The sequence below is a fragment of the Thermoplasmata archaeon genome (assembly GCA_035632695.1).
In the GTDB taxonomy this organism is placed as follows: Archaea; Thermoplasmatota; Thermoplasmata; order RBG-16-68-12; family RBG-16-68-12; genus RBG-16-68-12.
On record DASQGG010000132.1, the window covers coordinates 22,084 to 35,103 of the forward strand.

General features: G+C 68.1%; 14 protein-coding genes. 6 read left to right on the plus strand and 8 right to left on the minus strand.

From position 1 onward, the window contains the following. Positions 1-2 precede the first annotated feature (2 nt). The gene (wecB, locus tag VEY12_08595; GenBank protein HYM40182.1) at positions 3-1,094 is read right to left on the minus strand and encodes a UDP-N-acetylglucosamine 2-epimerase (non-hydrolyzing); all 1,092 of its coding nucleotides are present in this window, start codon (positions 1,092-1,094) and stop codon (positions 3-5) included. A 142-nt stretch (positions 1,095-1,236) separates the two neighbouring features. Here wecB and VEY12_08600 point away from each other — a divergent pair, with 142 nt between their 5' ends. From VEY12_08600 to VEY12_08615, 4 genes are all read left to right on the plus strand, one after another. Then, entirely contained in the window at positions 1,237-2,013 is a 777-nt protein-coding gene (locus VEY12_08600) for a glycosyltransferase (GenBank protein ID HYM40183.1), read from the plus strand. Between the two features lie 13 nt (positions 2,014-2,026). Further along, positions 2,027-3,172 (plus strand): glycosyltransferase family 4 protein, encoded by a 1,146-nt coding sequence (locus VEY12_08605; protein HYM40184.1) that lies wholly within the window; start codon positions 2,027-2,029, stop codon positions 3,170-3,172. A gap of 123 nt (positions 3,173-3,295) precedes the next feature. Continuing rightward, positions 3,296-4,078, plus strand: a complete 783-nt coding sequence (locus VEY12_08610; protein ID HYM40185.1) for a glycosyltransferase — start codon at positions 3,296-3,298, stop codon at positions 4,076-4,078. 42 nt (positions 4,079-4,120) lie between these two features. Further along, the gene (locus tag VEY12_08615) at positions 4,121-4,810 is read left to right on the plus strand and encodes a glycosyltransferase family 2 protein (protein ID HYM40186.1); all 690 of its coding nucleotides are present in this window, start codon (positions 4,121-4,123) and stop codon (positions 4,808-4,810) included. Here VEY12_08615 and VEY12_08620 read toward each other — a convergent pair whose 3' ends face one another. The 6 genes from VEY12_08620 to rfbD are packed head-to-tail and all read right to left on the minus strand — an operon-like array spanning position 4,811 to position 9,592. Beyond that, positions 4,811-5,902, minus strand: coding sequence for a PIN domain-containing protein (locus VEY12_08620; protein ID HYM40187.1), 1,092 nt, complete (start codon positions 5,900-5,902; stop codon positions 4,811-4,813). A 1-nt stretch (position 5,903) separates the two neighbouring features. Next, positions 5,904-6,911: a signal recognition particle-docking protein FtsY gene (gene ftsY, locus VEY12_08625; GenBank protein ID HYM40188.1), complete on the minus strand. Its 1,008-nt coding sequence runs from the start codon at positions 6,909-6,911 to the stop codon at positions 5,904-5,906. Next, positions 6,912-7,358 (minus strand): prefoldin subunit alpha, encoded by a 447-nt coding sequence (gene pfdA, locus VEY12_08630; protein HYM40189.1) that lies wholly within the window; start codon positions 7,356-7,358, stop codon positions 6,912-6,914. It lies immediately after the preceding gene. After that, entirely contained in the window at positions 7,355-7,585 is a 231-nt protein-coding gene (gene rpl18a, locus VEY12_08635) for a 50S ribosomal protein L18Ae (protein HYM40190.1), read from the minus strand. Before rpl18a ends, pfdA begins: the two co-directional genes overlap by 4 nt. 52 nt (positions 7,586-7,637) lie before the next feature. Beyond that, entirely contained in the window at positions 7,638-8,711 is a 1,074-nt protein-coding gene (locus VEY12_08640; protein HYM40191.1) for a glucose-1-phosphate thymidylyltransferase, read from the minus strand. Further along, entirely contained in the window at positions 8,708-9,592 is an 885-nt protein-coding gene (gene rfbD / locus VEY12_08645; protein HYM40192.1) for a dTDP-4-dehydrorhamnose reductase, read from the minus strand. Before rfbD ends, VEY12_08640 begins: the two co-directional genes overlap by 4 nt. A gap of 85 nt (positions 9,593-9,677) precedes the next feature. On the opposite strand from rfbD, the gene VEY12_08650 reads away from it, so the two are divergent. Further along, positions 9,678-10,139, plus strand: coding sequence for a dTDP-4-dehydrorhamnose 3,5-epimerase family protein (locus VEY12_08650; protein HYM40193.1), 462 nt, complete (start codon positions 9,678-9,680; stop codon positions 10,137-10,139). Between the two features lie 6 nt (positions 10,140-10,145). Next, positions 10,146-11,153 carry a dTDP-glucose 4,6-dehydratase gene (rfbB, locus tag VEY12_08655; protein HYM40194.1) on the plus strand — a complete coding sequence of 336 codons (1,008 nt, stop codon included), beginning with the start codon at positions 10,146-10,148 and terminating at the stop codon, positions 11,151-11,153. A 3-nt stretch (positions 11,154-11,156) separates the two neighbouring features. Here rfbB and VEY12_08660 read toward each other — a convergent pair. After that, a partial coding sequence (locus VEY12_08660) for a tetratricopeptide repeat protein (GenBank protein ID HYM40195.1) occupies positions 11,157-13,020 on the minus strand: 1,864 nt, incomplete at its 5' end.

Here is a 13,020-nt window from a genome sequence, read left to right on the forward strand (position 1 = left end):
GGTCATCGACCCGCGAAGGCGTCGACGATGTCCGCGATCCGCGCCGAGGTCGTGCCGTCGCCGTACGGGTTGGGCCAGGACCGGTGGGCGGCGAGCTGCTTGCGCACCGCGGTGCGGACGCGCGCGGGGTTCGTCCCCGTGAGCACGTTCGCGCCGATGTCCAGCGTCTCGGGTCGCTCCGTGTTCTCGCGCAGGGTCACGCAGGGAACGTGCAGGAAGCACGCCTCCTCCTGGAGTCCGCCCGAATCCGTCAGGATGAGGGCGGCTTCCTTCTCCAAGGCGAGCATGTCGAGATAGCCCACGGGCTCGATCCGGCGCAGGGCATGCAGGGCGGACGCGCGCCCTTCGAGGCCCAGTTCCTGCAGGCGCCGCGCGGTGCGGGGGTGGATGGGGAACACGATGGGCAGGCCGGCTTCCTCGGCTGCCGCCTCGAACGCGGTGAGGGCGCGGGCCAGGGGTTCCGGGCGGTCCACGTTCTCGGCTCGGTGGAAGGTGAGCAGCAGATACCCGCGCGGACGGAGGTCGAGGCGATCGTGGATCCGCGAACGCGCCTCGGCGACCGGCAGGTTCTGCATCAGGGCGTCGACCACGCTGTTCCCCACTTCGTGGATCGCCTGGGTCACGTTCTCCCGGCGCAGGTTCTCCACCGCCGTGGGCGTCGGGGCGAACAGCAGGTCGGAGAGCAGGTCGGTGACTGTGCGGTTGATCTCCTCGGGCATGCTCCGGTCGAAGGACCGTATGCCGGCCTCCACATGGGCGAGCGGGCGCTGGAGCTTGTTCGCGAGGACCGCGCCCGCGAGCGTGGTGTTCGTGTCACCGTGAACGACGACGAGGTCCGCGCCGTCGGCGACGTCCGCGACCTGCCGCATCGTCGTGGCCACCTGGAGCGGCGGGGACTCCTCGCGCAGTTCGAAGCGGTGGTCGGGCTCGCGGAGCTCCATGTCCCGGAAGAAGACGCGGTCCATGAGGAGGTCGTAGTGCTGCCCGGAGTGGACGAGGACGTGTTCGTGGTCCAGCCCGTCCAGGGCCTTGACCACCGGCGCCATCTTGATAATCTCAGGGCGCGTACCGACGATCGTGACGATGCGCGCCATGGTCCGCGCTCGCGAATGTCGGAGGCCGCTTATTAAAGGTCGCTGGCTCCGAGGTGCGACTCCGAAGGTCGCGGAGACGTGGGACGACCTCTGAGGAGGTTCGTGTGTCTTCACTCGAGTCGCTTCGCCGGCGGCGCGCGGCATGACGAAGAAGTACAGCATCTGCGTGACGAACTTCAACTCCATCCGGACCGTGGAGAGTTGGGCGAGCTCGCTGCTCCGCAACGTGGGAGAGGAGGACGAGGTCGTCGTCGTCGACGCGGGCAGCGCGGATGGCTCGGGAGATTGGCTGAGGTCCTGGTGCCTCGCGCACGGCTACGTCTTCCTCACACGGAAGTCGAACCGGGGACAGGCCCGTGACGTTGCATCCCGAGGGGCCCACGGCGACTACCTGATCCATCATGTCGACACGGACGATGTCGTGGTCGCCCTCCCCGAGGCCAAACGACTCTACCACGAGGTCTTGGAGACGGACGCGGTCACGGGGGCACGGCGCGCTTTCTGGTGCCACGGCTTCTTCATCGTCCCGCGCGCCATGTACGCCGAGGTCGGCGGCTATGCGCCCCTCCAGCACTACGAGGACCGCCTGCTCGGATACCGCCTGGCGGTCAAGGGATGGCTCACGAAGTCGGAACGCGTCTCCGCGGTCCGGAAGCGGACCGATCCCCGAAGGACGACCGTCATCGCCCAGCTGCGGCGGAGGATCGAGGCCCTCCGGGACGGATTCCGCCTCGGGTTCGTGGAGATCTGGACCCGCTGGAGTTATCCGCTCATCCCGATCGCGTTCGCAATGGCCCTGTTCATGAAGCACTACCCGTACCGGAAGGACTGGGAGCGGATGGACATCCACCGGGACGAACTCATCGTTTCCTGGATCGACCGAAACCATCTCAAGGACAAGCTCCTTCCCGTGCGCTGACGGGGTTGCGCGAGTGGCTTCGGGGCCGTCCCATCCTGGAAACCGTCACGGGAACCGCATCGCCATCGCCGCGGGGGGCCCGGGCCCTTCCGGCATCAGCACCTACGTCACCGAGCTCGGGCGCGCCCTCACCGTTCGCGGCCACGAGGTCGAGGTCCTGATCCCGGAATCCCCGCCGAGGCGCCGCCGCGCGACGGACCGAATCGTCCCGAGCGCTCTGGCCCGACCCCGGTCGGCTTGGTTGCGGGAGCGGCTCCGTGAGCTGCATCCCGACATCGCCCACATCGTCTCCTCCGACATGCTCGCGGTGGACCTAGGCGTCCCGACCGTGTGGACGGCGTGGCACACGCCACATGGGCTCATGTCCCGGTGGCGCGCGAGCATTGCGATGCGCTCCTACGGCACGCGTCAGGTGCTCTGGGAGATCGCCGAGTCGTGGACCGGTTACCGGCTGGACAGCGAAGCGCTCCGGCATTGCGCTGCCGTCGCAGCGGTCAGCCAGCGCCTTGCCCGAGAGCTTTCGACGCGCGGTTGGGACGCGTCGTGGGTTCCTCCCATCCTCTCTTTGGCAGGACGCGGGGTGCCCCGGACCCTGCCCGAGACTCCGCGGGTCCTCTTCTCCTCTGCGAATCTCGGTGCGCCGCGCAAGGGGCTCGACCTCCTGGGGAAAGCGCTGCAATCCTTCGGAGACCGGATCCCGTTCGAGCTCGATTTCATCGGCGCGCCCGATGCCCGGGCCACAGGCCTCTTGCGCGGACCGACGGCGGACGCAACGGTCCGGATGCACGGGCGCGTGGATCTCAATCGGGCCCGGGACATCATGCGGGATGCCACCGTCCTAGCCATGCCAAGTCGATCCGAAGAGTTCGGGTACGTGGCCCTCGAAGCACTCGCGCTGGGTCTTCCCGTGGTCACCTTCGAGGTTCCCACCCTGGACGAGCTGGTGGACTCAGGGTGCGGGCGGGTCGTGCCTCCCTTCGACGTGGATGCCTTCGGCCACGCGCTCCAGGAGGTCACGACGGACGAGGCGCTCTACCGACGCCTCTCGGAGGGGGCGCTGCGGAAATCCCTTGCGCACTCCCCCGACGCGTGCATGCCGCACCTGGAGGCCCTGTACGAACGCACGCGCGCCGACGCCGCTTCCCAGCATCTACCATGACCGGGACCTACGCGGCTTGGGCGAGTGTCTGCCTCGGCCGACGCGGCTTTCTATCTCGTATCTATCTCGTTCCTGCACGCCCACCCGAAACGGTCATAACGCGACCTCCCCTTGGCCCCGGCGGTGCTCATCAGCATCGTGACCACGGTCCGCAACGAGGCGAGGAACATCGCCCACCTCCTCGACAGTCTCGTCGTCCAGGAACCGCCCATTGAAATCGTCGTCGTGGACTCGAGCAGCGAGGACGGCACGCCGGACATCGTGCGGCAGTATGAGAAGAAGTACGACTTCGTCCGACTGTTCTTCCGCGGCGGCACCCGCGGTGCCGGACGCAACTTCGGAATCGGCGTGGCTCGTGGAGAGGCGGTTGCCTTCATCGACGGAGACGCCATCGCGAATCCGTTCTGGATTCACGAGCTACGCGAGGGCCTCAAGACGGCGGACGTGGTCGCAGGGCGGAGCATCCAAATCGGTTATCGGCCCTTCGAGGACCTCGAGCGCGTCGAGCTCATCGTCCGCGGCGTGGACGTCACGTATCCCTCCTCCAACCTGGCGTACAAGAAGTCGGTCCTCAAGGAAATCGGTGGATTCGACGGGTGGATGGTGACCGCCGAGGACATCGATCTGAACCTCCGCGCCGTCCTTGCGGGCCACCCGATCGCCTTCCGCACGAACGCGATCGTCTACCACCGCACCCGGGATTCGTACTTCGACTTCCTGCGGCAGGCGTTCTGGAACGGCGTGGGCCGCAAGCAGCTTACCCTGAAGCACGGGAGCCTGTGGGGCGCGTACCGACCGTTCGAGATGGTGCGCCAGAAGACGAACTTCTGGAGCCTGCTTCGGCTCTTCACGGCCCTCCTTGGGTACGGCGCGTACAAACTCTTCGGCCGCGAACGATCCGCGTAGCAAGGTGCAAAGCATTATACGAAGGGGGTCGAATCGCGCGGCATGGTCGAGGTCTCCGTCGTCATCCCCACGATGAACGAGGAGGCTTCCATCGGGGCCGTGATCGACGAGGTCCGAGGGGCGCTAGCGGGGCGAGACCTCGAGATCCTGACCGTCGATACGGACTCCCGGGACCGCACGAAGGAAATCGCGGCGTCCAAGGGTGCGCGCGTGGTCTCCGAGCCACGCCGCGGCTACGGCCGTGCCTACAAGACGGGATTCGCCGCGGCGTGCGGGACCTACATCTGTACCCTGGACGCGGACCTGACCTATCCCGGAGCGCGTTTCCCGGACTTCCTCCGGCTCCTGGAGGCGGGTCAAGCGGACTTTGTCTCGGGCGACCGGATGAGCCGCCTCTCGGAGGATGCGATGACGGGCATGCACCGGCTCGGCAACACGATGCTCAACGTCGCCTTCCGCGTCCTCTATCGGTTCCCCATGCAGGACTCCCAGTCCGGCATGTGGGCGTTCCGGCGCGACCTCCTCACGGACATCCACGTGGTCCACGACGGCATGCCGTTCTCGGAGGAGCTCAAGACCGAAGTCCTCCTCCGCGGCTACCGGTACGCGGAAATCCCCATCGACTACCGGGTGCGGGTCGGGAGGAAGAAGATCCGGAGCTTCAGCGACGCGTTCTCCAACTTCGTCTGGCTGTTCCGGAAACGGTTCGGATGGGTGCCCGCGGCAGCGTAGTCACTCGGCGAGGGCGTCGGACAGCTCCTGCCACACGTCGAGGATGCGGCGGAGGTCGAAGCGTCCCCCGATGTAGCGGGTCATGATCTTGTCGAACCCTCGATCCCGGTCCGAGCCGAGGAGCTGGAACGCCTCCCAATGCTCCATGGACTTCCAGGTCCAAGCGCCTTCGAGATCCAGATGGTGGGCGCCAGCATCGTTCCAGGCGACCCTCGCCCGGCCGAACTCCACGGCGAGCTCGTACAGGACGCGGGCCAAGAGGACGGTCTCCTCCCTGGGCATGGAGGCCTCATCGCCCTTCCGGAGTCGGCGGGGATATTGGATGCGGAGCGCGCTGAGGCCCTCCGCGGCCGCCATTGAGGCGTTCGTCTTGTCCATCGTGAGGAAGAAGATGCCCTTCCGGAACTCGATCCCTCGCAGGAAGGCCTTGAACTGGTCCCGGATCAGGGAGTCCGCGTTCAGGATCGTGAGGCCGTCCGGGGAGAGGCGGAGCTGCTCGGGGTTCGTCTGGCCCACGACGAGCACGCTCATGCCCTGGAAGGCCTCCGTGCGCTTCAGCGTGGTGATCTCCTGGAGCGCGCGGTAGCCCATGCGGCCCGCGTGGGTGAGATTTCCGCCCTTCTTCTGGTTCGCGGCGTTCTCCAACTCCTGCATCACGACGCCCGGGATCACGAGCAGGATCCAGTTCACGGTCTCCTTGTACGGCCGCGCGTGGATGCGGTGGAACTCCTCGAGGAGGTGTTCCCCCAGGACGCAGGAATACAGGAGGTTCGTGTCCACGCCGAGGACGATGTCCTCGTACTCCGCGAGACGCCGCGCGACCGCGGTCAGGCCGACGGGCTCGACCACCCCCGCCCGGAGCAGGGCCGCATTGAGCCAGTCCAGGTAGTCGGGCTTGTCCGTGAGAACGCGCACGCGGAACTCCGTGGGCGGCCCGCGGATTTCCAGCAGGGGCACATCCTCATCCTGGCCCGCGGACCCGAGCGACCGCACGGTCAGCGGGTCGACACGCGCTTTCACGGCCGCCAAGGCGAGCTGCAGCACGGGGAACTCCACGACCTGGTTCTTCTCGAGCAGGCCGTGGACCGCCAACCTACGCCTCCTTCTCCGCGGGGGACAGGAGGCGGTCCACCATCCACTTCACGTTGAACCGGCGGATGTCCTCGTAGCCCTGCCCCGTGCTCACGAACACGACGGGCTTCCCGATGGTCCGGGCGATGGAGAGGGCCGCTCCCCCCTTCGCATCCGCGTCAATCTTCGTGAGCACGATCCCGTCCAGGCCCACGGCCTCGTGGAACTGCTTCGCCTGTTCGATCGCGTCGTTCCCGGCGAGGGCGTCCCCGATGTAGAGCACCAGGTCCGGCTCCGCGACCCGTTTGATCTTCTTCATCTGGTCCATGAGGTTCGTGTTCGTCTGCATGCGGCCCGCCGTGTCGATCAGGACCACGTCGCGCTTGCGCGCGCGGGCGTGCTCCACGGCGTCGTAGGCGACCGCGGCAGGGTCGGATCCCGCCTCGTGCTTGATCAGCTTGAAGCCGATGGCCTCGGCGTGCTTCTCGAGTTGCTCGATGGCCCCCGCGCGGAACGTGTCCGCGGCCGCGACCACGGCCGTGTAGCCTTTCTTCTGGATGTGGTACGCGAGCTTCGCGATCGTCGTCGTCTTGCCGGTCCCGTTCACGCCGACGAACATGATCACGACGGGCTTCGGGTGGGTCTGGATCACCTCGAACAGGTCAATCGTGGGCACGGTCATGGCCTTCGTGATCGCGTCTCGCAGCGCGGCCTCGACGCCCGTCTCCACGGACACCTCGCGGGCCACCCGCTTCCCGCGGAGGTCCTCCGCGAGCGTGTCGACGACCTCCTTGGCGACGGGGAAGGCGACGTCGGATTCCAGGAGGGCGATCTCCAGGTCGTAGAGGATCTCCTCGAGCTTGTCCTCCTTGATCTTCCGGCCGGAATCGCCGATGACCCGAGCCGACGGCGCGGTCTTGGTCACCGGGGGTGGCGCACCGCCCGATCCCTCGCCCTTCGCCTCCGCGACGACCTCGGCCTCCGCCTTCTGCCGCCACGCCGCCAGCTTCTCTCGGAGGGATTTGAACATCTACGTCGGACCGTCCGCGCCCGGGGTCCCCTGGATCCGGTCGTACAGGCTCTGGACGGAGGCGCTCTGGGTCTCCGCGCGCCGCTGCAACTCCGCGAGGCGCTGCCCGATGGCCGCGACCGCGTCGCTGATGGACTTGATCTGCACGTCGAGGCGCTCGATCTGTTTCGGGATCTCGTCGAACACGACGAGGTCCGAGCCGACGCCCATGAACGCCTTGGCGGCGTCCTTCACCTCGGCGACGAGGAACGCGTTCGCGCCGACCGGGACGAGGACCTCGGCGCCCTTCCCCGCCTCCTGGTAGCGGAGGAGGGTCTCTCGGGCCCGCATGTGCTCCTCGAGGGACACCCGGACGATCTCCTGTTGCTGGGCCAGGGACTCGAGCTGCTCCCGGTACTGGTCGAGCACGGCGAGGCCGCGCCGGAGCTCCGCCTCGGGTGCGGTCACGCCTTCGCCTCCACGGCGTACTTGACCGCGTGATCGCGGATCTCGCCGGCGGGGACCTCGGCGACGCCGGAGACCTCGATGTACTTGCGGGCGACGCCGTGCTGGCTCCCCAGGACGGAGAGGAGCCGCTCCCGCGCGGCGGCCTCGTCGGCCGCGGCGACCTCCTTGGAGAAGGCCTGCCAGCCACGGCCCATGCGGAAGCGCCCGCTGATGCGATACGCCTTCATGGAAACCGGGTTGGCAAGGGTAGCCGCTACTTAAGAACTTGCCTCGCGCGGATCAGAGGCGCACGTGGCTGTGCTCGCCGAGCACGACTCGCATGCCTCGGGGCCGGGCGTGCTCGTCCTCCGTGATGTGGCTGTGGCTGCCGATCAGGCTGGCCACGATCTTGTGGTGCGTGGCCAAGTGCACGTCGGAGAGAAGGATCGAGTTCTCGACGTCCGCGACCTCGATCACCGTGCGATCCCCGACGGCCGTGTACGGACCGATATAGGTGCCCGCGCCGATCTCGCAGTCCCGGCCGATCACGACGGGGCCGTGGACCACGGCGCCCGCGCGGACGACGGACCCGGGACCGATCGCGACGCGGCCCTTGATCTCCGCGCCCGCCTCCACGGTCCCCTCGATCCGCGGCTGGAGCTCGTCGAGGACGAGCCGGTTCGCGTCGAGGATGTCCTCGGGCTTGCCCGTGTCCTTCCACCACCCGGTGACGACATGCGCGCTCACCTTGCCGCCACGGAGGCGCAGGGTCTCCAGGGCGTCCGTGATCTCCAGCTCGTTGCGCCAGGACGGCTTCAGGGAGCGGATGATCGGGAAGATGCTCTCCCGCAAGAAGTAAATGCCGACGAGGGCGAGGTCGCTCGTGGGCTCCTTGGGCTTCTCGACGAGCCGCACGACCCGGCCATTCGCGTCCAGTTCCGCGACGCCGAACCGCTCCGGTTCCGACACGCGGCAGAGCGCGATGCCTGCGTCCGCGTCGCTCGCCGCAAATTCGGAGACCATGGCCGTGATTCCTCCCTTCAGGAGGTTGTCGCCCAGGTACACGCAGAACGGCCCGCCCGCGAGGAAGTCCTCCGCGCAGCCGATCGCATGCGCGATCCCACGGGGCGCCCCCTGGACCACGTACGTGATGTGCACCCCGAAGGGCGCGCCGTCCTTGAGGAGCTCGCGGACTTTCTCGGGCTGGTTGTCGCCCAGGATCACGCCGATGTCCGTGATCCCGGCCTCCCGGAGGTCCTCGAGGCAGTACAGGATGTTCGGGCGGTTCGCGATCGGGATGAGCTGCTTCGGCCCCGTGTGGGTCAGCGGGCGCAGCCGCGTGCCGGAACCGCCTGCCAGGATGAGGCCCTTCATCGCGTCTGCCTCATGTCTTCCAGACACGCGCGGAATCCGGGCATGGGCCTCTTTAACGTTTCCTCGACCTTCTTCACGCTGAGGCAGGAGGCCGGGGGGCGCGCGGCCTTGAGGGCGACGCTTCGCATGGCGATGGGGACGAGCTTGGCGCCCGGGATTCCGAAGGCCTCGACGACCGCCTGACCCATCTCGAAGCGGGACACGCAGTCCCGCGAGGCGACGTGGAAGACGCCGTGGGCTCCCAGCTCGGAGAGGTCGAACATCGCCTGGGCCGCGGTCTTCGCGTACGTGGGCGTGATCCGCTGGTCCTCGAACAGCCGCACCTCCTGGCCGGCCTCCACGGCCTGGAGGATTCGGGTGACGGAGTTCGGCTTGGGAGACACGCGGTTCCACCCGAAGACGCCGGACATCCGCACCAGGAGGGCGTTCCGGTCCGCGTCCGCGACCCTCCGCTCCCCTTCAAGTTTGGTCCGACCGTACACCCCTAGGGGATGCGGCACCGTGGTCTCCGTGGCGGGGCCGCTCCCGTCGAACACGTAGTCCGTCGACACGTGGACGAACCTCGCTCCCGCGGACACGGCCGCCGCGGCGAGCGCGGCCGGCGCGAGAGCGTTCACGGTCAACGCCTCCTCGGGGCGATCCTCGCACCCGTCCACGTCGGTCAGGGCCGCGGCATTGAGGACGACCTGCGGAGAGGTTCGCCGCACCACCTCGGAGATGGCCGACGGGTCCCGCAGGTCGAGCGCCTCCCACCGGAGGCCGGCTCGTGAGGGGGCAGGCCCGCGATGGGTCGCGGTGATCGCGTGGCCTCGGCGCGCGGCCTCGTCGATCAGATGCTGGCCCAGGAGGCCGGCGCCGCCCACGACGAGGACCTTGGCCACCATGGGGCGCACCGCTCGACAGGGCAAAAACCTTCGGAGGGGAGAAGGCCTATGTACTGACGTCCCCTTGCCCGAGTCGGTTCGCATGGACCTCATCCAGGGAGTCCAGGTCCGGCCCCTCCAGCAGATCCACGACGAGCGCGGCTACCTGATGGAGATGCTCCGGAGCGACTGGCCCGAGTTCGAGCGGTTCGCCCAGTCCTACATCACGATCGCCTACCCGGGCATCGTCAAGGGCTGGCACTACCACAAGAAGCAGACGGACCACTTCGTGATCGTCCAAGGCGCGGCGAAGGTGGTCTGCTACGACCAGCGCGATCGCTCGCCGACGAAGGGCAAGATCAACGAGTTCTTCCCCGGCGAACGGAATCCGATGTTGATCAAGATCCCTCCCTTCGTGCTCCACGGCTTCAAGGCGATCGGCGGCGACCTCGTCTACGTCGTGAACTTCCCCACGGAGCTCTACGACTACGCGCAGCCGGACGAGTTCCGGGTCCCCCACGACTCGAAGGACGTCCCCTACCGCTGGGACGTCCAGCTCAAGTGAGCGGGCATGGCGCGCCTCGTGGTGACCGGCGGCATGGGGTTCATCGGGAGCAACTTCGTCCGCCGCCGCCTCGCCGCGGGGCGGGACGACGTCGTCGTGGTCGACAAGCTCACGTACGCGGGCAACCCGACGAACCTCCAGGACCACCGGGACGACCCGCGGCTCGCGTTCGTCCAGGGAGACGTGTGCGACCGCGGTCTCATGGACCGCGTGGTCCGCGGCGCGGATGCCGTGGTGCACTTCGCCGCGGAGACCCACGTGGACCGCTCCATCCTCGATGCGGGCTCCTTCGTCGTGACGGACGTCGTGGGGACGTACAGCGTGCTCGAGGCGTGCCGCAAGGCGGACGTGCCGCGGCTCGTCCACATCTCGACGGACGAAGTGTACGGGGAGGCGGGAGACAGACCGTGCGCGGAGGAGGCCCCGCTGATGCCGAAGTCCCCCTACGCGGCGAGCAAGGCGGGCGCGGACCGGCTCGTGTGGTCCTACGTGGCCACGTACGGGCTGCCGGCCGTGATCTCCCGCTGCACGAACAACTACGGGCCCTACCAGCATCCGGAGAAGCTGATCCCTCTCTTCGTGACGAACGCCTTGGAGGGCAAGCCGCTGCCCATGTACGGGGACGGCCGGAACTCCCGGGATTGGATCCACGTGGACGACCACTGCGCGGCGCTCGACCTCCTCCTGACGGCCCAGGGGGTCGAGGGCGAGGTCTTCAACATCGGGGCGGGGCAGGAGCGGGACGTTCGGACGATCGGGAGCGCCATCCTGAAGGCCCTGGGCAAGCCCGCGAGCCTGTTGACGTCCGTGCCGGACCGGCCCGGCCACGTGCTGCGGCACGCCGTGGACTCGACCAAGATCCGTTCGCGCCTCGGCTGGCGACCCGCGCAGACGTTCGAGGACGGGTTGCGGCAAACTATGGAGTGGTACCGGACCCACGAGACCTGGTGGAAGCCGATCAAGTCCGGCGCGTTCCGGGAGTACTACCGGGTGCAGTACCGCGGCCTCGACTGAGCCTCAATGGGCCGGGACCGCCACGGGCGCCTTGAAGTGCTTCACGAGGTCCTCGGCGATCCGCCGCGTGATCCCCTTGACCGCGAGCAGCTGATTCACCGTGGCCTTCTGGTAGTCCTCGACGGTATGGAAACCCGCGTCCACGAGGGCCTTGGCCCGGGCGGGCCCGATGCCCTTGACCGTGTAGAGGTCCTGGAGGACGTCTGCGGACACCGCGCGGGACGACTCGAGCTCGTGGATGCGCTGCTGGATCTCCTCGTCGCCGGGATTGAGCTTCAAGGCCTCCGCGAACGCACGGAGCGCGTCGTCGTCGCGGCCCATCTTCAGGAACACGTCGCCCTGCACGGCCCACGCTTCCTCGTCCTGGGGGCTGATCGTGACGAGCTTGTCGAACATCTCCAACGCGGCATCCAGGTCTCCCTTTTCCAGGAGCAGGTTTCCTCGGTTCAGGAGGGCCGAGGCGTTGTTCGGCTGGTAGTCGAGGACGAGGTCGAGGCAGTTCAGGGCCTCGTTCGGCTTGCCGCTTCGGCGGTAGGCCACCGCCTTGCCGATGAGCGCGTTCACGTTGCTCGGCTCGACCTCGAGGATGTCATCGAACAGGTTCAGGGCCTGGGGGTAGTTCCCGCTCGCGGACGCGATCAGGGCGCGGCTCAGGAGCCCGGGCACGTCCACGCGCACCTCCTCGATCTTCTGACGGAGGTTGGCGTCCTGGGGGTCCAGCGCCTGCGCCGCCTCAAACGCCGCGAGCGCCTCGGGGCGCCGACCCAGGTTCGTGAGCACGTCTCCCTTCAGCTCGAGGGCCGACGTGTCGTTGGGCTTGCGCCGGAGGATGGCCTCCACGGTCTCCAGGCATTCCCGCCACCGGCTCTGGGCCGCAAGGATGCGGGAGGTCGCGCGGAGCGCGGTCTCGTTCGTGGGTTCCAGCGCGAGGATGCGCCGGTAGGTGTCCAGCGCCACGGCCGTGTCGTTCATTGCGGTCAAGGCGCCCGCTTTGGCGAGGAGCACGCGGGGCGAGTTCGGGTTCAGGCGTAGAGACTCGTCGTAGGCGGCCACGGCCGAAGGGTACTCCTGGATCACGAAGAGCGTGTCGCCCTTTGCCGCGAAGGTGTCCGCCGTGTCGGGCCGGGGTGTGGGTCGGGGCTGCGGCGCCGCCGGCGCAACGGCCGGAGCCGCGGGCACGGGTGCGGGGGCCACGGGCGGAGGGGGCAGCGCGGTGGGCGGCGGAGGGGGCGGATCGAACGCCACGGAGGCCGCGGAGGCCGCCGAAGGCTGGGGCTGCATTGCATATTCGATGTACGCCCGCTCGCCCATGTCGAGTTGGGCGGCGTTGCTCGTGCCCGCGTAGAGCGCCTCGGTCTTCGTCCGATCCCGGATGGGCCGAAGTCCGAACCACCATCCGAGGTTCGCGGCGACGTAGAGGAACAGGAGGAAGGGCACCGTGGAGAAGAGGGAGGGCATCAGGGCCACCGAGAGCGTGTACGTCACGCCTGCCGAGCCGCTGCCCGCGTTCGTGAAGACGAGGGACCAGTTCGCCGGAGCCCCCGAGGCAGCGGATTGCACGGACAGGTCCACGGATTGCGAGCCGGTCACGGACTTGTTGGCGAGCGTCCCGCCGTTCTTCTCCACGGCCACCCGGACCGTGCCCGACATTCCCTGGACATGGATGGTCTGGACGTAGCTCACACCGAACACGTCGGGGCTCGTGAATAGCACGGTCTCCGAGGAGCGCGGCGCAATGCTGACGGGTCGGGTGGGCCCGGACGCGATCCCCGCGAGCCCGTTCCCCGTCACGGGCACGAGGAGGATCACGGCCAGGAAGGAAGCCAAGACCGCGGTGGTCAGGGCGCGGCTCATGCTGTACTTCGAC

Excerpts from the sequence above, each read along its gene's own strand:
- wecB (HYM40182.1), bottom strand. The coding sequence starts at position 1,094 with ATGGCGCGCATCGTCACGATCGTCGGTACGCGCCCTGAGATTATCAAG.
- VEY12_08600 (HYM40183.1), top strand. The coding sequence starts at position 1,237 with ATGACGAAGAAGTACAGCATCTGCGTGACGAACTTCAACTCCATCCGG.
- VEY12_08615 (HYM40186.1), top strand. The coding sequence starts at position 4,121 with ATGGTCGAGGTCTCCGTCGTCATCCCCACGATGAACGAGGAGGCTTCC.
- ftsY (HYM40188.1), bottom strand. The coding sequence starts at position 6,911 with ATGTTCAAATCCCTCCGAGAGAAGCTGGCGGCGTGGCGGCAGAAGGCG.
- rpl18a (HYM40190.1), bottom strand. The coding sequence starts at position 7,585 with ATGAAGGCGTATCGCATCAGCGGGCGCTTCCGCATGGGCCGTGGCTGG.
- VEY12_08640 (HYM40191.1), bottom strand. The coding sequence starts at position 8,711 with ATGAAGGGCCTCATCCTGGCAGGCGGTTCCGGCACGCGGCTGCGCCCG.
- VEY12_08650 (HYM40193.1), top strand. The coding sequence starts at position 9,678 with ATGGACCTCATCCAGGGAGTCCAGGTCCGGCCCCTCCAGCAGATCCAC.
- rfbB (HYM40194.1), top strand. The coding sequence starts at position 10,146 with ATGGCGCGCCTCGTGGTGACCGGCGGCATGGGGTTCATCGGGAGCAAC.